This window comes from Pseudomarimonas arenosa (assembly GCF_014841215.1).
Lineage (GTDB): Bacteria > Pseudomonadota > Gammaproteobacteria > Xanthomonadales > Xanthomonadaceae > Pseudomarimonas > Pseudomarimonas arenosa.
Map to the genome: position 1 here is coordinate 43,561 of NZ_JACYTR010000011.1, position 22,936 is coordinate 66,496.

Annotated in this window: 14 protein-coding genes; 10 read left to right on the forward strand and 4 right to left on the reverse strand. The window is 63.1% G+C overall.

All coding sequences use genetic code 11. The features are described 5' to 3' along the window. Positions 1-198 precede the first annotated feature (198 nt). A complete protein-coding gene (locus tag IFO71_RS07925) occupies positions 199-1,983 on the forward strand; it encodes a S8 family serine peptidase (RefSeq protein WP_225444483.1) in 1,785 nt (594 codons plus the stop codon). Between the two features lie 70 nt (positions 1,984-2,053). Here IFO71_RS07925 and uraD read toward each other — a convergent pair whose 3' ends face one another. The 3 genes from uraD to IFO71_RS07940 are packed head-to-tail and all read right to left on the reverse strand — an operon-like array spanning position 2,054 to position 6,245. After that, positions 2,054-2,569 carry a 2-oxo-4-hydroxy-4-carboxy-5-ureidoimidazoline decarboxylase gene (gene uraD, locus IFO71_RS07930; protein WP_192029014.1) on the reverse strand — a complete coding sequence of 172 codons (516 nt, stop codon included), beginning with the start codon at positions 2,567-2,569 and terminating at the stop codon, positions 2,054-2,056. 28 nt (positions 2,570-2,597) lie between these two features. After that, positions 2,598-3,554, reverse strand: a complete 957-nt coding sequence (gene puuE / locus IFO71_RS07935; protein ID WP_192029015.1) for an allantoinase PuuE — start codon at positions 3,552-3,554, stop codon at positions 2,598-2,600. A gap of 3 nt (positions 3,555-3,557) precedes the next feature. After that, positions 3,558-6,245 (reverse strand): outer membrane protein assembly factor BamB family protein, encoded by a 2,688-nt coding sequence (locus IFO71_RS07940; RefSeq protein WP_192029016.1) that lies wholly within the window; start codon positions 6,243-6,245, stop codon positions 3,558-3,560. 156 nt (positions 6,246-6,401) lie between these two features. On the opposite strand from IFO71_RS07940, the gene IFO71_RS07945 reads away from it, so the two are divergent. From IFO71_RS07945 to IFO71_RS07985, 9 genes are all read left to right on the forward strand, one after another. Beyond that, a complete protein-coding gene (locus IFO71_RS07945; protein WP_192029017.1) occupies positions 6,402-8,165 on the forward strand; it encodes a tail fiber domain-containing protein in 1,764 nt (587 codons plus the stop codon). 360 nt (positions 8,166-8,525) lie between these two features. Continuing rightward, entirely contained in the window at positions 8,526-10,241 is a 1,716-nt protein-coding gene (locus IFO71_RS07950; protein ID WP_192029018.1) for a tail fiber domain-containing protein, read from the forward strand. Between the two features lie 180 nt (positions 10,242-10,421). Then, positions 10,422-12,149, forward strand: a complete 1,728-nt coding sequence (locus tag IFO71_RS07955; RefSeq protein WP_192029019.1) for a hypothetical protein — start codon at positions 10,422-10,424, stop codon at positions 12,147-12,149. Further along, entirely contained in the window at positions 12,104-12,862 is a 759-nt protein-coding gene (locus tag IFO71_RS07960; RefSeq protein ID WP_192029020.1) for a hypothetical protein, read from the forward strand. The genes IFO71_RS07955 and IFO71_RS07960 overlap by 46 nt, the downstream gene beginning before the upstream one ends. A 30-nt stretch (positions 12,863-12,892) precedes the next feature. Beyond that, a complete protein-coding gene (locus IFO71_RS07965; RefSeq protein WP_192029021.1) occupies positions 12,893-14,311 on the forward strand; it encodes a hypothetical protein in 1,419 nt (472 codons plus the stop codon). Positions 14,312-14,442: 131 nt separating this feature from the next. Continuing rightward, entirely contained in the window at positions 14,443-15,783 is a 1,341-nt protein-coding gene (locus IFO71_RS07970; protein WP_192029022.1) for a hypothetical protein, read from the forward strand. Beyond that, positions 15,773-16,465 carry a hypothetical protein gene (locus IFO71_RS07975; RefSeq protein ID WP_192029023.1) on the forward strand — a complete coding sequence of 231 codons (693 nt, stop codon included), beginning with the start codon at positions 15,773-15,775 and terminating at the stop codon, positions 16,463-16,465. The genes IFO71_RS07970 and IFO71_RS07975 overlap by 11 nt, the downstream gene beginning before the upstream one ends. Then, entirely contained in the window at positions 16,458-19,253 is a 2,796-nt protein-coding gene (locus IFO71_RS07980; RefSeq protein WP_192029024.1) for an AAA family ATPase, read from the forward strand. The genes IFO71_RS07975 and IFO71_RS07980 overlap by 8 nt, the downstream gene beginning before the upstream one ends. A gap of 202 nt (positions 19,254-19,455) precedes the next feature. After that, positions 19,456-20,973, forward strand: a complete 1,518-nt coding sequence (locus tag IFO71_RS07985; RefSeq protein ID WP_192029025.1) for a sensor histidine kinase — start codon at positions 19,456-19,458, stop codon at positions 20,971-20,973. An 84-nt stretch (positions 20,974-21,057) separates the two neighbouring features. Here the strand turns inward: IFO71_RS07985 and IFO71_RS07990 are convergent, their stop codons facing one another. After that, positions 21,058-22,842, reverse strand: a complete 1,785-nt coding sequence (locus IFO71_RS07990; RefSeq protein WP_192029026.1) for a trypsin-like serine peptidase — start codon at positions 22,840-22,842, stop codon at positions 21,058-21,060. Between the last annotated feature and the right edge of the window lie 94 nt (positions 22,843-22,936).

The following is a 22,936-nucleotide window of genomic DNA, read 5'->3' on the forward strand; positions in this document are numbered from 1 at the left end:
CTTCCATGGCGAATCGATGGGATGTCTCGGTCACTGTCGGCACCCTGTCCGGGCACTCACGACACCGGCTTTGGTGATCGGTGAGGCCCAGGGCTGAGTCTGTCGACATTGAGCCGGTAGCGCCGCCCTGCAGACCTGAGAGGCCCAGCCTTTCGCTTTCCAGCGGCGTTGCCGCATTCGGCACCAAGAGGATTACCCATGACCGTTTCAAGCATGGCCCCATCAGGCCACCGTTGTTCCCCCTTGATCGTCGGTAGCACGCGCCTGGCGCTGGCTGTCGGCCTAAGTCTGTCGCTGTGGGGTGTGGCAAATGCCGCGGTTGAAGTCGGCCCCGACATTCTGGTCGACAGCTTGCGCAGCGGCGAGACCTATGAGGGCATCATCGTCAAGTTTCGCGATCAATCGTCCAAGGCGAAACGAGGTGATGAAGGCCGCGCAGCACGTTCCGAACGCATCGCGCGTCTGGCCAAATCGAGTGGACTGCCGCTGATCGAAGCGCGCCAACTGGCGGTCGGCGCGGTGCTGATCCAGCATCCGGCCAAGTCGCTGAATGCCGAGCAGGCCCTGCAGCTGCTGGAGGCCCTGGCCAACGATCCGGAGATCGAATACGCCGAACCCAACACACGCATGTACGCCCAGTTCACACCGAACGACCCGGACTACATGAAGCAATGGCACTACCACAACAGCCTCGCGGGTCTGCGCCTGCCCAAGGCCTGGGATTGGTCAACCGGCAACGGCGTCACCGTGGCGGTGCTGGACAGCGGCATTACTGATCATCCCGACCTCAATGGCAACCTGGTACCGGGCTACGACTTCATCAGCGATTCCGCAGCCGCGCGCGATGGTGATGGCCGCGACGACAATCCCCAGGATGAGGGTGACTGGTTTGCCGTCGGGGACTGCCCTGCACCCATTGACAAGGATTGGCGGAACTCCAGCTGGCACGGCACCCACGTCGCCGGCACGGTGGCCGCCAGGACACACAACGCCAGCGGAGTGGCCGGTGTCGCCTTCAACGCCAACATTCAGCCGGTGCGGGTGCTGGGGCGTTGCGGTGGAACGACCGCCGATATCGTGGATGCGATTGTCTGGGCGGCCGGCGGTGAGGTGGACGGCGTGCCCAAGAACCCCACGCCTGCACGCGTCATCAATATGAGCCTGGGGGGCATGGGCTCATGCGGAAGCGCGACCCGCGATGCCATCAATTTCGCTGTCCTTCAGGCCGGCGCAGCCGTGGTGGTGGCAGCGGGCAACGACAATGTCAGCGTGACGCAGGCCACCCCGGCAAACTGCAAGAATGTGTTGAACGTGGCCGCTCTGGCACCGAACGGCGATCGCGCCTATTACTCCAACCACGGCCCCTGGGTGGACGTCGCAGCACCCGGAGGCAGCGGCAAGCTGCCCCTGAGTGACAATATCTATTCCACCTGGAACGCCGGCACCACGGTGCCCGGCATGCCGTCATACAAGTGGTCGACCGGCACCTCGATGGCGGCCCCGCACGTGGCGGGTCTGGCGGCCATGGTGTTCAGCGCCTCACCGGGTATCTCGGGGCCGGAAGTGGAGACCATAATCAAGTCCACTGCACGACCCATTCCCGGCAACTGTCCGGAAAAATGCGGCAAGGGGCTGGCTGATGCGAGTGCCGCACTTAACCCGTTGTTCAAGAAGCCATCACTGGCCAATGGCAAGGGCAAGTGGATCGCCGGCAATCTGAGCGAGAAGCACCTCCTGATCGTCGTGCCCGATCTCAGCAAGAAACTTCGTGTTGAGGTCCGGGGCAGCCATGTTGATCTGTATCTGCAGGAAGGCAGCGAGCCCAGCACGCGACGCTATCAATGTCGAACCTATGCCGCCCGCGGCGTCAACTACTGTGAGATTGACGCGCCCGCAGAAGGGCTCTATCACCTGATGGCCGTGCCGCAACGCGGATTCACCGGCGCCACCCTGCTGTCGACCTACGAGCGCGATCTGGACTAGGCACGCTCAAGGCGCGATGCAATGCCCGCTCGGTCCTGTGCAAGCACGCCAGGACCGGGCGAGCGCGCACTCACCCATCCGAATGCCCCAGCAATGCGTGCAGCCTTAGCAGGGCGATGCGCTCGATCTGCCGCAGGGCCTCAACGAACTCATCTTCGACTTGATTGACCAGGCGCCGTTCCATTTCGGCGATCACAGACTCGCGGGTGTGGCCACGCACCGCGAGGATAAAAGGAAAGCCAAACTTGGCGTTATAGGCGGCGTTGAGTTCATTGAGATGAGCAAACTGCTCGGGCGTGCACTCGGTCAGGCCAGCACCACTTTGCTCCTGATTGGATGCCGCAGTCAGCTCGCCGCGCACCGCGGCTTTGCTGGCCAGCTGTGGGTGGGCACGAATCAGGGCTAGCCGTTGGTCGGCCGGCGCATCCAGCACGACGCCGCACATCGCATCGTGCAGGGCATCCACCGAAGGGAACGGGCGCTGTTCAAACACCGCCGCAGCCACCCACGGCGAGTGTTCGAAGATGCCGCCGAGGCTTTTCAGCCATTCTGGGCGTTCCAGCGTGTTCAGTTCGCTCAGCTTCATGGTGCACTCCAGCAAGTAGGCGGGGCAATCAGCTGAGCTGATCGGAGCGACGTCGGTGCGGTTGATAGGGATGAGTCTGCTTCCAGTGTCGCGCAATATCGATGCGTCGGCATACCCAGACCCGGTCATGCCTGGCCACATGATCGAGGAAGCGCTGCAGGGCAATGAACCGCCCCGGCCGCCCCAGCAGCCGACCGTGCATGCCGATCGACATCATTCTCGGAGTGTCAACGCCTTCGGCGTACAGCACATCGAAGCTGTCGCGAAGATACTCATAGAACTGTGTGGCGCAGTTGAATCCCTGCGCGGTGGCAAAGCGCATGTCGTTGGTATCAAGCGTATACGGCACAATCAGATGCGGCTTTTGCTCACCGCTGTCCAAGGTGACCTCGGTCCAGAACGGCAGCTCATCGCCGTAGTAGTCGGCGTCGTACTCGAAGCCGCCATGCTCCACCACCAGTTTGCGCGTATTGGGACTATCGCGGCCGGTATACCAGCCCAGAGGCCGCTGGCCAGTCAGCGCATGGTGAATTGCCACCGCTCTTTCGAGATGATGGCGCTCGATATCGATCGGCATGTGCTGGTAATGAATCCAGCGCCAGCCATGCGATGCGATTTCGTGCCCAGCCTCCAGGGCCGCGGCGATCAGGTCCGGCGTGCGCTGCATCGCCATGGCGACGCCGAACACGGTGAGCGGCAACTGGCGGCGTTCGAACTCACGCAGAATTCGCCAGCTTCCTACCCGCGAGCCGTACTCATAGATCGACTCCATGCTCATATGCCGATCGGGATAGCTCGCCGCCCCGATAATCTCGGAGAGAAACTGCTCACTGCCCTGATCGCCGTGCAGCACGCAGTTTTCTCCACCTTCCTCGATGTTAAGTACGAACTGCAGGGCAATGCGTGCCTGGCCGGGCCACTGGGCCTGCGGCGGACGGCGGCCGTAGCCGATCAGATCGCGAGGATAGTCTGCCGTCTGGTTCATCGATCAGGGCTCGTCCGGAGTGGACATAGTCTCCAGGCGCTCGGCCGGCGCTGGCAAGCCTTCCGGTTCGATCATCGTGCGCAGCAGATGCAGGGTCTGATCGGCACTGCCCACGGCGATGTAGGGTGGCGCGGCGGCTGGATTGAGCACGGCGCCGCCAGCCCGCATGCGCCACTGCAAGGATCCATTCAAGGGATCGAGGCTGTATAGATAGCCTTCCGGACTACCGGCCAGCAACCGCCCACCGGCCAGGGCCAGGCGTCCTTCGGCCTGCGGACCGATGCGCTGCCGCCAGCGCTCGCGGCCGGTACCCAGATCAACGGCATACACATGACCATCGCCGCTGGCGAAGAAGATTCGCTGACCATCGGACACCAGGCCGAACCAGATCCAGCCGCCGCTGGCGAATCGCCAGTGCTCACTACCATTGCTCGGGTCGAAGGCTCTCAAAGTGCCGTCGGATACCGGAACAAACAAGGTGTTACGTTGCCACAAGGGTGCCGCCACGATCCATTCGCGCACCGATTGCCGCCACAACAGCGCCCCATCAGCCAGCGACAGCGCGTACAGATGCTGATCGCCGCTGCCGGCAAACACCTTGCCGTCGGCAACCGCCACTTCGGCATGCACCGGCCCTTCGGTAGCGAAGCGCCAACGCAGCCTGCCGTCGACCATATCCAGACAATAGATGTGCTTGTCGACGCCACCGAACACCACCTGGCGTTCCACCACGACCGGGGCGGAGCGAACCTTGTCGCCGGTGGCAAACTGCCAGCGCAATCGACCACTGTCGGCCTCGACGGCATATAGTCGACCATCATTGCCACCGAACAGGATCAGGTCGCCGGCCTGACGGAACTGGGTACCCGGCGCTTGCTGCAGAGCGAAGTGCCAGCGCCGCTGACCGTCCAGGCCGAGCCGATACACGCCGCTGGCATCGCCGACGACCAGGTCGCCGTCGATGAAATTGAGATCCTGCGCATTGCCCGAGGTCTTGACCGTCCACAACGGCTCAACCTGTTCGGATGACTGTGCCCGCTCGATCACTGGATCCTCGGTGCCACCTGACCACGGCTGAACCTCACCGCTGGCCAGCAATTGCCAGTCCCCGGTGCGACTGGGCAAGGGCAGATCGAGGAAACGCACGTCTCCGTTGAGCCCGGCCAGGGCCAATTCTTGATCGAGCGGCTGCAGCCAGTCGATCGGGCCCGGCGTGTGCACGCGATGGATCAACTTGCCAGAGTCCGTATCGAGCAAGCCGAGCTGCGCGCCGGCCAGACTCACCGCAATGCCCTGTTCAGTGCCGATCGGCTGCTGGCTGCCGGAAATCTTCAGTCGCTGACGCCAGACCGACTCACCGCTGGCGAGGTCGATCAGGCGCGCCTGGCCCTGCCGCGTCAGCACGAAGGCGCGCGTGCCGACGAACCAGGGTGCGCCCATGGCATCGCCCAGCTCAATCTCCCAACGTACGGTTTGACTGGCGGCCTCGATACGCATCAAGCGACCGGCTTCGCTGGCCAGCAGCAGATCACCGGCCATGGCGGCATCGACTGCACCCAAACCCCGTAACCAGTTGATTGGCGCACCAAGCTCCCGCTGCCAGCGCAGCTCGCCATGATCCAATGACAAGGCATTGAGCTGACCTTCGACATTGCCTACCAGCACTACCCCTTGTTCAACCACCACAGCGCCGCGCATGCGACCACCTACGCGTTGCCGCCAGATTACCCGGCGATCGGCCAAGGACAGGCGCAGCACCTCGCCGTGGTCATCGGCCAGCACTGCGCTGTCGTCCAACAAGGCAGGCTGCGCGCGCAGTCGACTGCCCGCCATGAAACGCCAAAGCTCGGTGCCGCTGCGGCTATCCAGGGCATAGAGAAACTGATCATCACTGGCAACGTACAAGCGATCGTCGACCTCGAGCGTGGGCACAGTGGAGGGCGCGCCCAACCGCAGTCGCCAGTCGGGCTGGCTGCGCTGGGGCGACCAGGCGATCAATTCGGCGCCGCGCGTGGCCATCAGCAAGCGACCATCGGCCAGGCGGTCAAAGCGGGTCAATCGATCGCCCAGACGCCAAACGCTGGCGGCGACTTCATCAGACGATTCTCGCCCGCTATACCAGCTCAACCAACCGATACCGGCGACGGCCAGCACGATCAGCAGCAGATCGAACAGCGGCCAGCGGGCGGAACTGGCCGGCACTGCCGAAGTGCCAGCGATCGAATTGCTACCTGGTTCGTCGAGCGGCTGGGCGATGGGCCGCGCCGGAATGTCTGCTACCGGCTCAGCCTGCGAACTCGAGGCGCCATCCTGCGGCGACGCGTCGCCCGCATCCATCTCGCCAGGTGTGGTCGATGGCCCAAGCGCAGCAGGCTCGGCCAGCTCCACGGCGGCCACCATCAACCGATAGCCGCGCCGCGGCACGGTCTGGATATAGCGCGGACGCTTGGCATCATCACCCAGCGCCTTGCGCAGCACCCAGACGGCATGGTTCAGAGCCTCATCGCCCACCAGTGGATCGGCCCAGACTCGGCGCAACAGCTCGGCCTTGCTGACCAAATCGTCGCCTTCCTCAGCCAGCACGACCAGCACGTCGATGAATTTGGACGGCAGTCGCTCAACCCGTCCATCGATATGGATCTCATTGAGCGCCGGGAACACCTCGGCTTCTAGAAGTCGGAACGCCTTCATCCGCGTGGCGCTTTACTCGCCCCGCCTGACAGGCCATCGCTAAACCATTGATTCATAGAGAAATTAGAGAATTCTTAGAGAGTTCTTCGATGGTGATCGGAAGACCAAGGACCTAGGTTATCCGCCTCACACCTTCTTCACTAGAGCACATCTGCCATGCGTTCAGCGTTTCGACCCGCACCCGCCTTGCTCCCCCTGGCGGCGGCCTTGCTCAGCCTCAGTGTCGCTGCGGCTGCCGCCGAGCTGCAACTCGAGGCCGAATTGCTGCAGGACGGGGTTCCCGCCGAGGCCGATTACGAGATTCGCCTTCAGGTCGATCGTGGCCAGCCCTGGATCAAGCAGACCTTGGCGCTCGGGGTGATACGGGTTGAAGACGGACGACTGCTGGCACCCGTGCAGCTGGACGATCGACTGCTCAGTGAGGCCAAGAGTTTCGCGCTGGAAGCGCGGCTGGCCGGCAGCGCCGACGCGTTTGTGCCGTTGGCCAGCGTGGCGGCCAAGGGCAGCTGTGCGCTGTCGCCCTGGGCACTCACCGGCAACGGCGATGCGACTGAGCAGAGTTTCATCGGCACCACCAATAACCAGCCGTTGCGCTTGCGGGCGAACAACCAGCAGGTGGGAATACTGACCCACGATAGCTCGACCGTGCCCGGATCAGAGTTCGAAGCGGTCAACGTGCAGCTTGGCTGGCCGGGCAATCACATCGGCAACTTTTCCGATGGCGTTGTAGTCATGGGTGGCGGGACCATTGCCGGAACACCGTTGCCGAATCAGGTCGACAACAATGCCGACTGGGCAACCATATCCGGCGGATACGACAACCGGGCGATGTCCAGACTAGGTTCTATCGGCGGCGGAAGCGGAAACCGAGTCGGCGGGTTGGCAACGGTTGCAGGGGGCGCCGACAACCAGGCCACGGAAGCCTACAGCACCGTGGGCGGCGGTCTGGGCAACACTGCCGCTGGCCTGTTGAGCAGCGTCGCCGGCGGCTATCACAACCAGGCAACGGGCGATCGGGCCACAGTTCCGGGCGGCGGCTCAAATAGCGCCCTGGGAGATTTCAGTCTTGCCGCAGGATCCTGGGGCACGGCGCAACATCTGCTGAGCTTCGTCTGGTCGCAAGCAGACGGCACCTACAGCACCTCCAGTAGCGCCGCGCGACAAGTGATTTTCGAAGCTCGCGGCGGCTTTGGTATCAACAGTTCCGCCGGCCCCATTCCGAACACCCCGCTTAACGCTGAACTCACCGTACGCACCACGGGCACACCTGACAACAACGTCGACTTGATGTTGCTCAATCACGAGAACAATGCCTCGAATTTCCGCGGCTTTTCGCTGGCCTCGGTTCCCAATGGTCAGTTCTACCTGACCAGCCTTTACAACAATGGCGGCACTCTGCGCTACGACCCGTTACTGGGTGTTACCGCGCTGTCCACAGGCACTTCGGTGGTTTCAGTCAACCGTGGCAGCTCTCTGCCTCAGGCCGGTGCCGTGCTGCAAGTCGGCGACGGTGGCAACGATGGCAACGGTGCGCATCTCAGCAGCGGCGGCACTTGGACCAATGCCTCCAGCCGCGAATTCAAGACCGCGTTCTCGGCCATCGACCCGGAACTGATTCTCGACCGCCTGCTTAGCCTGCCGTTGAGCTCATGGACTTACAAGGACTCTACCGAAGGCCGCCACCTGGGCCCGGTGGCGGAAGAGTTTGCCGCCGCCTTTTCGCTTGGTAATGACCCGCAACGCATCAGCACCGTGGATGCGGACGGCGTCAACATGGCGGCGATCCAAGGCCTTAGCTCACGTCTTGATCGAGAGAACGCCGAGACCAGGCGCCGGCTGGCGCAGGAAAACGCAGAGTTGCGCCAGCGCCTTGACCGACTGGAACGCCGTTTGAGGAAGATTGAGCGGGGTCAGCCATGAGCCGGCGCCTGTGGCACTGGGCCCTGCTCACGATGCTGGTGCCGTTTGTAGCACAGGCAACGGACCCGCCACCAACGAGATCCGGCCTATCCGTCAGCGGGTTCAAACTCACGGTTAAGATGCCCGAGTCGAATTCCGATGTTGCGCTTGTGCTGCGTTCGCCCAGCGAGTTGCGGGGTAGTCACCAGCCAATGCAGGCCAATGCCGTGCGTTTGTCCGGCGCTAAGCTCGGCAAGAGCTGCGCACCACCTGACACGCTGTTTCACGATGGCTATGAGCCCGACCAGCCCTGACTGAGCGCCGTCGGCCGAGACCGCAGCCAAGCTTTGCGCTGCACTCCCCCGCATACCGAGTTCCGCCATGACCAAACTTCGCATCTACCCCCAGCTTCTTCCATTGACCCTCGTCCTGTTGGCGAGCAGCGCTGCCGCTACCGACCTGCAACTGGAAGCAGAACTGCTGCAGGACGGCAAACCCGCCGAGGCCGACTTTGAAGTTCGAGTCCTGATCGATCGCGGTCAGCCCTGGCTACGGCACATCGAGTCACTGGGCGTCCATCGTGTGGAACAGGGCCGACTGAACACCGCGGTACACCTGAACGAACAACTGCTGCAGCAAGCAGAGAGTTTCGAACTGCAGGCACGGCCGGCCGGTAGCCAGGAGTCCTTTTCCTCGCTGGCCAGCGTGCCGGCCAAAGGAAGCTGCGCCCTGTCACCCTGGACCTTGACCGGTAACGGCGACGCGACGCTCTCAAGCTTTATTGGCACCACCAATACCGAGCCCCTGCGTCTACGCGCACAGAACCAACAGGTGGGCCACATCGATGTCGAAACCGCAGTTGTGTCTGGACAAGCCTATGAGAGCGTGAATCTCATCCTGGGTTGGTCAGGCAACTTCATCGGCAGCAATGCCTACGGCAACACGGTGCTCGGCGGCGCACTATCTCACGGCGCATCAAAGCCGCAGCTGGTTGCCAACGGCGCCTCGCACACCACCATTTCCGGTGGCTACGGCAACGAAGCCAAGGGAACGAATGCCACCATTGGCGGCGGCAACAACAACGTGGCGGCGAGTGGATCGACGATCTCCGGCGGCGTCTTGAACAGTGCACACTTCAACAGCGTGATTGGAGGAGGCGCGCGAAACAGGGCCGAGGGGAACTACGGCACCATCGCGGGCGGCGACACCAACTCGGTTGAGAACTTCTGGTCTACCGTACCCGGCGGCCTGGGCAACCAGGCGCTTGGCGAGTTGAGTTTCGCCGCCGGCTCATTCGCCAATGCACTGCACACGGGCACCTTTGTCTGGTCGCAATCGGCAGACGCTGGATTCTCCAGCAGCGCCGATCGCCAAGTCCTTTTTCAAGCCCGCGGCGGCTTCGGCATCAATGGCGCAACCGGACCGATCCCCGGCACGCCACTGAACGCCGAGTTGACCCTGCGCACCACTGGCTCGCCCGACAACAATGTCGATCTGATGCTGCTGAACCGCGAAAGCGATACCTCGAACTTCCGCGGTTTCTCGCTGGCCTCAGTACCCAATGGGCAGTTCTTCCTGACCAGCCTGTACAACAACGGCGGCACTCTGCGCTACGACCCGCTGCTCGGGGTCTTCGCGCTGTCCGACGGCATCTCGGTGGTTTCGATCAATCGCGGCAACGCATTCCCACAAGCCGGTGCCGTGCTGCAAATTGGCAACGGTGGCAATGACGGTAATGGTGCCTACTTGAGCGGCGGAGGCACCTGGACCAATGCTTCCAGCCGCGAATTCAAGACCGCGTTCTCGTCGATTGATCCGGAACTGATTCTCGAACGCCTGCTTGGCCTGCCGTTGAGCTCATGGGCCTACAAGGACTCGGTCGAAGGCCGACACCTCGGCCCGGTGGCAGAAGAGTTCGCTGCCGCTTTCTCGCTGGGCAGCGATCCGCAACGGATCAGCACGGTCGATGCCGATGGCGTGAGCATGGCGGCGATTCAGGGTCTGAACACTCGCCTTGAGCGCCAGAATGCCGCACTGCTGAAGCGAATCGAAACACTGGAGAAGCGATTGGGCCGGTTGGAACAAGGGACACCCTGAACATGGACGTTCACCACCCTCTCTGCCTGGCCCGGACAAGCCCGTCCACGCCGCCCCGCCCCGCACCGCACCGCAGTCATCTATACACCTGTTCAGCGATCCGCTGAGTCAGTCCTGCGCCTGTTTTCAACGCAGCCCTGCTGCGCCCTCGCACACGATCAATCTTGAGTAATGCCGACAATGCTGCCTCCTCGACTACGCCGCACCTACCATCTCACACTGACCACCTTGGGCACGGTGGCTGCCGTCCTGGCCGCTTCACTTTGTTCGGCTCAATCGGTGTACCACAACGGCTTTGAACCGACCGCTGCGTCGACCTGTGTTGAAAAAAGCATCCGCCGAGTGGGCGGTGACCGACTGGGATTTGCCTTTCCCACTGCCAACGGCGCGGTACCGGGCAGCTCGGTGGATTCAACCTGCATTCGCCTCACAGGCATCGAATCCAGCGTCAATTTCACCGCCAATCGCGGCGCCCTGGTGTCGGTGAATGGCGGCCCGTTTCAGAGCCCGCCGGTCAGCCTGGTGGAAAATGACGAAGTCAGACTAAGGCTGACTGCCCCAACTATCGCCGATGCCGAGGAAACCAGCTTCGTGCAGATCGATGGCGAATTCCTGGCCGATTTCACCGTGCGGGCGGCGAACCAAGCGCGGGCGCCGCAAGTGTTTGAGGTTGGGCCGGGCAAACCGTTTCGTGAGCTGGGTGAGATCGCCAATCAATTGGTCGCTGGCGATGTGGTGGAACTCAGCCGCGATGCCGTCTACCAGCCGGTAGAGTTTCGCCGCGCCGGACTGCCGCACGCACCGATCACCCTTCGCGCCGCCGAGGGTGGCATCGCCCGCCCGCTCATCCAGGGCGGCAGCACCACCGTGTCCCTCCGCGGCGCTCACCACTATCGGCTGCAGGGAATTGAGATCACTGGCGGCAGCCAGATCTGCTTGCGGCATGAGGCCAATGACACCTGGCTGGAGCGCAGCCATGTGTACGGCTGCGAGCGCCACGGCATACTCGGCGCCGACCTCTACACCGGTTCACTGAAGATCACCGCCACCGAGGTGAACGATGTTGGCGGTCAACCGCCCGGCGAAAACCTCAAGCATCCGATCTATGTCGCCACCGATCGCGACCGCTATCCGGGCTCGGTGCTGCGCGTAGAGCGCAGCCATATCCACGACTTCGGCGGCAATGGCATCAAGAGCCGTGCCGAGCGCGCAGAGATTCATCAGAACTGGATCATCGCCAGCAGCCGCGGCATCTACAGCATCGAACTCAATGGCTATGAGGAATATCTCACGGAACCTGGTCTCACTGCGGACGTGTTCGGCAATGTATTGGAACATCACCACGTGTTTGGACTGCGGATGGGTGGCGACGGAACCGGTGCACATCGTGGTCGGGTGCGAATCGCTCACAACACGATACTGCAAGGCTCAGGATTCACCCAGTTCACTCCTGTACTGCGCTTCTTCCACGAGCTGGAAGCAGTGAGCGTTCGCAACAACGTGTTCGCTCGCTTCGCCGACAGTGCCGCTAATCTTCCTTTGCGCCTGGTACGCGACGATGCCACCTGGACTCAAGGCGCGCGCCTGCTGGATGGCGAAAGCAATTGGGTGCCAAATGGCAGCGACAGCATCGCTGCCGGCTATCTGCCGGCGGAATGGAACGGCACGACGTTTGGAACTACCCCGGGCTATGCCGATCTGGACCCGCAAGGCGTATCCCTTAGCATGCTGTTCCCTGCCGAGATAGTCGGCATTCCAGTTGCGCCGGCAGCGACTGGCGCGTTCGACATTGGAAATCCACTACAGCAACCAGAATTCGGCATTCCCCGCGCAAGACCCCAGCCCGGCAACCTGATCCCGCAATGGGCAGGGCCGCCACAAACGCCGATTTTGATCGGGGTGCACTAAGCAAGGACGATCCTGCGCTGATAGGCGCGAGCAGCGTACGAACACGCTGCCTGACTCAACCACCTCTCATCAATCCAGCGGCCAATGACCGCGCAAGACAACAAAGGCAACCCATGCTTGTTCGCTCCATCCTGTGCCTCAGCTTGGCACTGCTTTCCTGCCCTATTGCAGCCACCAACGCCTTCGACGCGGCCAGCCTGCGTCTGCAGACTGGCGCGCTGAAACTCGAGGATAGGGATACACGTACGATCTATCGTGCCTCGGCCCTCCTGCCCCTGGGCTTCGGTTACGTACGCGCCGAGACCGCGCATGCCAGCGGGGCGGCGCTCAGTTTTGATCGCAGCCAGTTGCTGCTCGGCATCCATCACGAGCTGTTTGATCGGGCGCACGCATTCGCGGCCGTGGGCATTGAGCGTCTGCGCAGCCGGGCTACGATCGAATTGACTGATAGCACAACGCGTAGATTGAGCCAAGACGATTACTCAGCCGGCCTCGAACTTGGTCTGAGCTGGCATCTACACAATCGCTGGACTATGCAACTAAGCCTCGCGCACTTCGATCGCAAGCAGTCGAGCCTGCGGGCGAGCTTGCCTGCAAGCTTTGCCCGACTGTCCAATGAATGGCGCATTGGCAAGCGCGTATCGTTAGTTGCAGATATCGTCACAGGCGAAGACTATCGCGAGTACCTGCTTGGTCCAGAGTGGAACTTCTAGATCAGGCGATAACCAGAGAGAACGAGAACAATGCCCCTGCTAAAGAAATCCCTGCTGTGTGCGCTAGCGCTTTCCACACCCGCCGCCTGGGCGGTATCACCCGCGGACGGTGAGCCCGGACAAGTGCTGATCTTTCCCTACTACAATGCGCACGATGGCCGCGACTCGCTGATCAGCATCACCAACACCCGTTCCGACGTCAGTGTGGCCCTGGCTATCAGCACGTCGGGCATCGAGGCCGATCAGCCGACAAACTTCGTCGTATACCTACCGCCATCGGCGACCTGGAGTGCGGCGATCACGGCCGAATCCGAGGACCAAGCCGTCCTGGTCAGCAACGATTCCAGCTGCCGCTACCCAGCACAAGATTTTCAGCAGTTGCCCAGGATTCCGCTCAGTGGTTTTGTGACAGCCTATGAACTCGGCGTACTGCAGCCGCAGACCGAACTTGGCGCCGCCGTTCTGCCGACAGCGCGCGCCTGGGGCGATAGCACCGAGTCCCAGCGGCAGGCCCGCGCAGACTGCACGCAGATCTCTGCCGCCTGGGCCGAGGGCGGAGTCTGGACCAGCAATCCGGACCGCGACATCGAAGCGCCGCGAAACTCACTGACCGGACATTTGCAGGTCATCGATCAAACCCGTGGACTTGGCTTTCGGGTGGAACCGTATGTTTTGCAGGATTTCAGCGAACTTGCATTGCATCGCGACCCGAGAACAGATCCAGCCAACCTGGACAAGGCCAGTCCGGCGGTCAGTCAGGTCGAGTTGGCGGGCGAGACGCTGACCTCGCAATGGACACGCGGCGTCGATGCGGTGAGCGCTGTGCTGATGAGCCGCAGAGCCAGTAGCGACGTCTGGCTGCTGCCCGAGGTGGTGGCGCACACCGACCTGATTCTGACCTTCCCGACTCTTGAGTTCTACTCGACCGAGCAGCCCGGCCCATTCGCCACCAACGGACTGCTGGACAACGGCCTGTACCTCAACTTCGACGTGCGCGATCGCAATGGCCTGCCTCAGCAGTCAAGTCTTGGCCCGATCATCTGCGATCCCCCGCCGCCGCCGCAGGATCGTCGAATCCGCCTCGAAAGCAGCGTGATGGGTTTCTCCAGCTCCACCGTCGACCCATTGCAGCCCGACGCCCACCCGCTCAGCTACACCGGTGCCGCGCCGGGCTGCGGCGGTATCTATTCGGCCGCCTTGCCGGAGAGCTTCAGCGGCCGGCTCAGCGCGTTTAGCCCCTTGATCGACGACAGCTACGGCGAACCCTCGGTTCGACTGCGCTCGGTCGAAGGCCATGAATACCGCGGCCTGCCTGGACTGATGTCCACCCTGGTCCGGGTCAAGACCTCGCAGGATGCCCTGCCTCCAGGCTTCACCGCCTACTCCTATGGCTTTTCGCTGCCGGTGCAGTACCGGCGTGAGGTCGTCCAGCCGGACAACGATCGCTAAGAGCTGAATCGACCTAAGGGCTGAATCAAGCTAAGGGCTGAATCGAACCTGGGCCGCCGGCAGTCATCCGACTTGCCCGGCGGCCGCGGATCACCGACACTCGCCGACCGTCTCTTGAACCACCCCGGTCGATGTCCGAGACCGACGATCGTCTCTCCGATTTCCTGGCAGCCGGCCTCGGCGCCGATGACATTCCTGCCCTGTTCCCGCTGCTGCGCGGGCGCGACATGCTGCGCGCGTTCACCGCCCTGTTCCACGGCGGCGAAGCGGCTGTGCTGGTGCGGTTGCTGGTGTTGCGCAGTCTGGGGGCGCGTAGCGAGTCGCCGGACTGGAGCGCGCAGGAAATTCGCGAGCAGTTGGCCTTCGTTGATCCGATCAAGCTGGAAACCACGCTTGGCCGGCTGAAGGAGCATGACTTGCTGGCCTGGGATGGCGAGCGCCAGCTGTATCGGATCAGTCCGCTGGGGCGCAAGGCCCTGTCGGCCATTTCGGTGCTGCTGCAGTTCGACGCCGACGATGCCGATGGCCTGGGCTACCTCACGTCTCAGCTGGCCGCCGGCGAAGCGATGGGCAAGATCGGCGCCGAAGAGCTGGGCCATCTGCTGTCGCGCCTGGCCGAGCTGAAAGACGACTTCGATCGCGCCGTGCTGTCCGGCTCGGAGATCCGCATTCGTACCGCGGCCGAGACCCTGGACAAGGTCTGGGTGTGGATTGAGAAAGGCACCGAGCTGGTCAAGCGCATCGCCAACCATGAGGACCTTGACCCTCCGACGCATCGACTGGCGCAGGCGGTGGGGCGGGCGCAAAGTGCCCTGCTCCGGCAGGCGGGCATTTTCCAGCGCGCGCTGAATCAGCTCGATCGTGACCGGGTACACCTGGGCACTTCCGGACTGTCGTCGTCGGATCTGGTCGGTTGGCTGCGCGATCTGTCACAGGAACGGCTGGTGCAGTTCAGCGACGACTGCCTGCCGCTGCCGCTGCGCGGTCAGTTCGTGCAGGACGGCATCGCCCTCGACGTGGCCGAATTCGAGCTACTGGAGCGCGAACGGCAGGTGCACGAACACACCGCGATGCCGGGCGCCAGCGATGCACCGGCCACCGATGCGCTGCCGGTGGCGGAGGACGATTTCAGTCTGCTGGATACATGGCACGGTGAGCTCAGCCGGGTCGGCGAAGACACCGAACTTGAACATATCGTTCCCACTGAGAGCTATGCCGCCAGCGCCTATCGGCTGTCGCTGCTAGGCCTGATCGGCGACCCCGAGTCGGCCGCGCTGGACGGCCCGGCCGCCGACATCGCCCGGCTGACCTTGAGCCTCAGCATTGGCCTGCAGTTGCAGCCTCTCAATCACCCCGAAATCGCCGCAATCAGCAGCGGCCGGTTGCAGCGAAAGCGCCCGACGCGCACCGCCCGCAAGCCCCTAGCTGCTGAGCCCGCCCCAGTTCTGGAAGCCATTCCCAATGATCGATGACCCGATCGCCGACCTGATTGCTCGCCTGCTGGCGCAGCGCTGGCTGCCGCGCGAAGACGACGGTGTTCGCCGCGCCCTGCTCGACGAAGCGTTTCGCGAAGAGCTGGACCGCCGGCTGGCGGCTTGCGGCATGAGCCTGCGCGAGCACCCCTACGCCGCGCACGTCACGCTGGGCCTGGGCCGTGGCAGCGAGCGGGCGGTATTTGCCCAGGACCAGGGCTGGCTTTCCAACAACCTGCAGCTTGATCGCGATGCGATAGCCCTGCTGGTGATCCTGTGGGCGCTGATCATCCTGCCCAAGCGGCAGCGTCAACGCGAACGACAGGACGCCGACGCCGCGGCGGCCCAGCAGTCGCAGATGTTCGGCGAGGCCAAGCCGATTCCGCTGCAGGTCGGCGTGGCGCCGAGCATTGCCGAGCGCACCTTGCTGGCCGATTTCAGTGAGCGCCTGGGCGGCCGCATGCGAATCAATGTCAATCTCGGCGTGCTGGCCCGACATGGCTTTATCCAGCGCCGCGGCGGCGAAATCAGCGAGGGCCCCCTGCTCGATCTGGCCTTCGACTACGAGCGCACCTCGCGCCGCATCATGGACGGCGCACTGTCGGAACTGCTGGCTCAGCAGCCGACGAGCGATGCTGATTCTGAAACTCAGAGCAAGACCGTGGAGCCGACCGATGTTTGAGTTTCGCTCGCTGGAAGTCGTGCATTGGGACTACTGGGAACGTTTCGCCCTGCCGCTGGACGCCAATATCGTAACCGTGGTCGGGCCGAACGGCTCGGGCAAGACCACCTTGCTCGATGCGCTGCGCACGCTCTTAACCATCGACTGCGCTGGCAACCGTGATTTCAAGAGCTACCTGCGCCACAACGGCAAACCCTTCGCCTGGCTGCGCGCGGTGGTGGGCAACCCGCCCGGTCCAACCGGAGCGCGCCCGTTCTTTCCGATCATGGACAGCCAGGCCACCCTGGTCTGCCGCATCCAGAAGAAGGGTGGCGAGTGGCAGCGCCAGTACGCCGTGCTGGCCGGCGATATCGGCATCGAAGAGGTGGAACGTCGCGCCGAGTTCATCGGCCTACGCGAATACCGCGTGCGGCTGGAAGGCGCCGGCCTGTCACAGGCGATTCGCCGGGTACTGACCCTGGAACAGGGCGCCACCGACAAGCTCTGCCAGCTACCGCCGCGCGCCCTGCTCGACCTGGTGTTCGACGTATTCGGCGACAAGGCAGTGCTGGAAGACTATCAGCGCGCCCGTAACGAGCAGATCGAAGGCGAGAAGGAGCTGCTCAGCCTGAACCAGCAGCTCAGCCTGCTGGGCATCAGCCTGCAGGAAGCCGAAGCGCGGGTGCGTTCCTATCAGGAACGTCAGGGACTGGAGCAGGAACGCGTGCGTCTGGTGGCGGACATCTTGCCGGCCAGCGAATTGGCCGAACTCTCAGCCTCGATTCGTGGCGCGCGTGGGCCGCTGCAGACACAACGACGACGCTGGAACGAGTTGCTCAAGCGCGGCGACGACCTGCAGCAGCAGCTGACCGAGCTCGACGACAACGAGCTGCGTCACCGAGATCGCCAGCGCAGTCTGGAGACACGCGAGGATGAGGCGCAGCGCAGCCTGCTGCGCGCACGCACGGCACACGACGAGAACGCGGTGTTGATCAAGCAGGAGGCGCGCTTGCGCACCCTAGCCGAACAGCAGGGCCAGGCCGATCTGTCGGCACTGGCCGCGGACGCTCAAGGCTGGCGCCAACAAAGCCAATCGCTGGCGCTTGACGAGCAGAAGCTACGCGAGTCGATCGGCGGGCTGCAGGCGCAGATTGCCGCCTGGCGCAGCGGTCGGCGCTTTGTACCGGAGTTCGAATCGCGCTTCCGCAGCGCCCTCGATGAGGCCGGCATCGGCCACCAGATGCTCAGCGAGATCGTCGAAGTGGTCGACGCGCACTGGCAGCCAGCGCTGGAAGCCCTGCTGGCGGGCTATCGCCATGTCGTGTTGCTGACCGATCCGCGCGATCGTCAGCGCGCCTGGCAGCTCGGTGAAACCCTGCGTTACAAGCACTTCGTGGTGGCCGATCGCGGCCCACGCCCCAGCGCAACGTCGGGCTCAATGCTCGAGGTGGTGCGATTCAGCGCCGATCCACCGCAGTGGCTGGTGCAACAGCTCGATCGCGTGCAACGGGTGGAATCGGTTGACGCTGGCCGAGCGCTTGAGCGCGATCAGGAGTGGATCACGGCCCAAGGGTATTTCCGCGAACGTCGTGGCGGTCGCTTCCTCGGGGTCGACGACACCTGGTTCGGCCATGCATCGCTGGAACGGCAGCGCGAGCGCGGCGAGCGACAGCTGGCCGACTGGGAAGCCGAATTGGCGCAGATTCAAGCGCAGCGGCGCGAGCTGAGCCAGCGCATCAGCGATGCCGAGCTCGCTCTGCGCGGCAACGATGCACTCAGTCAGCTGACCCAGCGCAGCGAAGAATTTGCCGAGGCACAGGCCCAGCATGTCGCCCTGGAAGACGCCGTACAGCGCTTGGCTGCCAGTTATGCCGAACTGCATGCCGAGTTGAACAGCGTGCGCGAGGAGCGCTCGGCGAATGCGCGGCGCCGCGACGATGTGGCCCGCCGGATCGAAGATGCGCAGCGCCAGCACGGCGAGCTCGAGCGCGATCTGGCGCAGGCACGTCAAGCGCAGGCACAGCGGGTACTGAGCTGGCGCAAGAAGCGCCGCGGCCTGCCCTCACGCCTGCGCTCACGCGAGGCCCTGGCAGCTGTGCGCAGCGAGTGGGAAACCGCCCATGCGGTGCAGCGGGAAATTCAGCGCCTGGAGCTGCGCCTGTCCGATGGACATTTCGAAACCGATGAACAGGTGGTTGCACTGCGCGACAAACTGGCCGCCGATCACGCAGCACAGAAGGCTGATCTTGATCGCCGTGCCATGCATCTGGAACGCGGCAAGCGCAGCACCGACGAAGCGCGCGGCGCCTATCTCAACGTGCTGCGTGCCACCTTGCGAGCCTACACCCGCAATCTGAAGCATCTGGCCGAGCTGGCCGGCATCGGCGTCGAGGTCGAGCTGCCGGAACTGGCCAATGACGATCTCAGCCTGGCGCAGTCCGGCCTGATCGTGCGCTTTGAGTTCGATCAAAAGGGCTGGATCGGCCTCGACGACGGCGAAGCCTCGGGCGGTCAGCAGGTGATGAAATCGCTGCTGTTGCTGGTAGCCCTGATGCGTGATGAAAGCCGGCCTGGCGGCTTTGTCTTCATCGATGAGCCGTTCGCCCATCTCGATATCTTCAATATCGACAAGGTCAGCGCCTTCCTGAAGAGTACCCGCGCGCAGTACATCCTGACCACGCCGGTCACCCACAACGTCAACGTGTTCCAGCCGTCTGAATTGACCCTGGTGACCAGCAAACGCCGCCCGGGCAGTTCCTGGGCGCAGCCGGTGGCGGTGCTGCGGCGTCGACAAAGCGAAGCGGCCTGAGCCAAGTACAAGCGTCTTCACAAAGACTAGACGACACCTCAGGCGCGTTGACGGACACTGCATGGATAGCGTCAAGGCGCGCGTACCAAGGAACCAGAGGTATGCCAAGCGGGTCGATTCGTAATCATCCAGCCGGCGAAACCACTGAGCACATGCAAGATTCCTCAGATGGTCGATTCTCGCTCGCTGCCAGCCACCCAGCATGGGCCTGAAGCAGCCCCCCCAAGTCAGCCGCATTCGGCCTTGGCGTGATGGCCTGGTGGCGTTTGCCACGGTGGCCCTGGTCGCGGCGCTCGGCGTGTTTGCCACCTATCATGCCGCCTGGCAGGCGAAGTTCGATGCCATTCGAACTCAGCTCGAACAGCTGGCACGGGCGGCGGCGCCATTGATCGATGGCGATGGACACCGCCAGTTTGTCTCGGCCGATCAGATGGGCAGCCCGGAGCACCTGGCGGCGATCAAGGATCTGGTCGCCTTTCATCGCGCCGTGCGCGACATCTATTACGTCTACACCGCCATTGAGCGCGACGGCCGAGTCTACTTCGTGCTCGGTACCGACTACCTGTACCGGGTGGACGGCGACGCTCTGGAATACGACCCGATCATGACCGAGTATCGCGGACCCGATCCGTCAATTCGCATGGCACTGCGGGAACAGCGTGTTGTGGTGCAGAAGGAACCGGTGCAGGAACGGCATCGAACCTACCTCAGCGCCTATGCGCCGATCTTCGACTCAGCCGGCGAGTTTGTCGCCGTGGTCGGGCTTGATATGTGGATCAGCGATCTTGATGAGCAGATGTGGGCGGTCGAACGAGCCGCCTGGATGGGCGGAGCGGTATCGCTGGGCCTGGCCCTGCTGATCGGGCTGACCGTGTTTCAGCTGCGTCGAAGTCAGCGCGATTCGCTGCAGCAACTGGAATCGCACGAACAGATGTTGATGCATGCGCTGGCCGAGGCCGAGCATCAGGCCGTATACGCACAGGCTGCAAGCAAGGCCAAGACCGATTTTCTCGCCACCATCAGTCACGAAATCCGAACGCCGATGACCGTGGTGCTCGGCATGGCCGGACTGCTTCACGCCACCCCGCTCGACGCCACCCAGGCCAAGTATCTGGACAAACTGGAATGCCATGGGCGACGCCTGATCATCTTGTTGGAGGAGATGATCGATATCGTGCACATCGAGTCGGGCACCCTGCGACTGGACCGCGAACCCTCGGACTGGCGCGAGCCGGCGATTGGACTGTGCGACGAGTTTCAGCCCATTGCCGAGGAAAAAGGCATCGGTCTGGAGCGCAGCCTGCCGTCTGATCTGCCGGAATTCATTCGAACCGATGCCCGGCGGCTGGAGCAGGTGCTCAAGCACATGCTGGACAACGCTGTGAAGTTCACTGAGCGCGGCAAGGTCTGCCTCAGCGCCAGCCGCAGCGAAGATGGCATGCTGCGCCTCTGCGTGCGCGATACCGGTATTGGGCTGAGCCGTGATCAGCAGGCCAAGCTGTTCACCTGGTTCAGCCAGGTCGACAACTCGGCTACTCGTGCCTACGACGGCACCGGTATCGGGCTCACCTTGTCGAAACGATTGGTTGAGCTGCTCGGCGGCCGCTTCTCCCTGGAAAGCGAAGTGGGCAAGGGCACCTGCGTCTGCATCGACCTGCCGCTGGAATCGGGCGCCAGTACGGCGACCGCCGAGTCATCCGGCCTGTCTGAACATGCGTAGCGCTTGGTTGGTGGCCCGCCGAGTGAATACCAAGTCGCGTCGGCCGCAAGACCCGGCGTTACGCCGGGCCCTGCGTGCCTGTGTTCAGAACGAGGCGGTGGACTCGTTGGAGCAAGTTGAGGTTCCGGCAGCGCATACCTGATAGGTCAGGCTGCCACCGCCGCGGAAGTCGGTAACGTCAACAAAGCCGCCGCTATTGGCAACAGTCGCAATCTTGGCGCCCTCGCGATAAACGTCGATCTGGCTTGCTGAGCTGCCGCTCCAGGCAAGGTTACCAACCCACTTCCCCTTGTCCTTGCTGCCGCTCGCCGTCAAGCTGAAGCCCCCACCGGGCGGCGGTGGTTCGGAACCGCCAGTAAGATGTTGCTCGACCGATGAGAAGTAGTTGGCGAAGGCGCCATCGACGGTGCGATTGCTGCCAGCATCGCAGACATCATTCAAGTTGGAGCCGCAGGCTCCATACAGCTGGCCGACGATTTCACCCGCAGCGTTCATCACCGGCGAACCCGAGCTGCCGCCTTCGGTCGCGCCCAGCTGATCGGTGCTGTAAATGTAATTGCCGCGCGGCAGCGTGCCGCAGGTGCCAGCCGTCGTATTGACGGTCTGAATCGAAAAGGCCTGCGGCGCGCCCTGCGGATGACTGACCCGAAACAACTGAGTATTGCCAGCGTTGGCCACCGGCGTGCTGTTCCAGCCCATGGCAAACGCCCCCTGAGGAAGAGTGCTGTTAAGTTGAAGCAGGGTGAAGTCACCGCTGCGACCGCTGGCCAGAATCGCAGCGCCTACCTCGGTCGCACGACCCTGAACCTCCCACGCTCCTGCGCATTGGCGGGTGCCGCAGGAGGTGGTGTGGTTCCAGTACACCTCCAGGCTATTGGCTTCGTTGCCCTTGCTGATGCAATGGTTGGCGGTCAGAAACAAGGGGGCATTGGCGGCATTGGCAATCAGGCCACCGCTGCAGATGTAATAGCCGCCGCCGGAGCGAAACAACATGGCACCGACCGCATTGCGCGCATCCGACAATGCACCAAAGTCGTTGTTGTTGAAGCATTCGGCGTTCTCAACGCAACCGGCGTTATCAATTCCCTGAGTACAGTGCAGCTTGCCGGCCGAGTAAGTCGCGTTGAGCTGCCGTGCCAGTTCAAATCGCGCACTGATATGCCCCAGGTCATCGATGCGGAAACGCGGCGCGAACTCGCCCTTGGCCGGCGTGCGCATCACCAACTGCAAGAACAACTCATCGCCGCTCAGCATATTGGTCACCCACTGACCACTGCCCTTGGCGCCGCGGCCCACATAGGGGCCGAACGCTTCACCGCGCGAGTTGTAGACGTACAGTGCCGCATGCCTTGGCAGGTCAACCTCGCTCAGTGCGACACGCAGTCCGGCAGCGCCCGGCGAACTCAGTCGCAGCCGCCAAACCCAATCGCCACTGGCCAAGCGACGAAGCTGGCCGTCGGCCAAGGTCTTTTCGGCGTCGCGCTTCGCCCAGCTGATCTCGGCGAAGTCCACCCGGAGGTTGATCGGTTGAGCGATGCCCACCAGATGGCGTCGTTCATCGGCCTGCAGCGGGGCGCAATCATCGCAGTCGAGTCCCAGCATCTTTCGCTCGGTTCCACGCAAGGGCAGCTCGATACCACCGCCCTTTTCGATCCCGAGTGTCAAGCCGTTCAACCACGCATGCAGCTCACCCATGGTGGCGAAAGCTTGCTGTCGAGTCTTGGCTGCCGGCAATCGATAACCGGACATCTGTGCATGGGTACCGTCAGCGTCAGGCTTGGCACTCGATTCGCTGCCGGCCATGCTGGCGCTGCTCGAGAACGCAATCATTCCCGCCAGCACCATGCCGCGTGTGAACACTGATCTCATCGCTTCCCCTCCGGACGTTTCGCTGCCGAGTCGGGCGACTTCGCCTGACCGGCGAGCTGAGAGACGCTTTCGATGCCTCCTCATCGAAAACGAA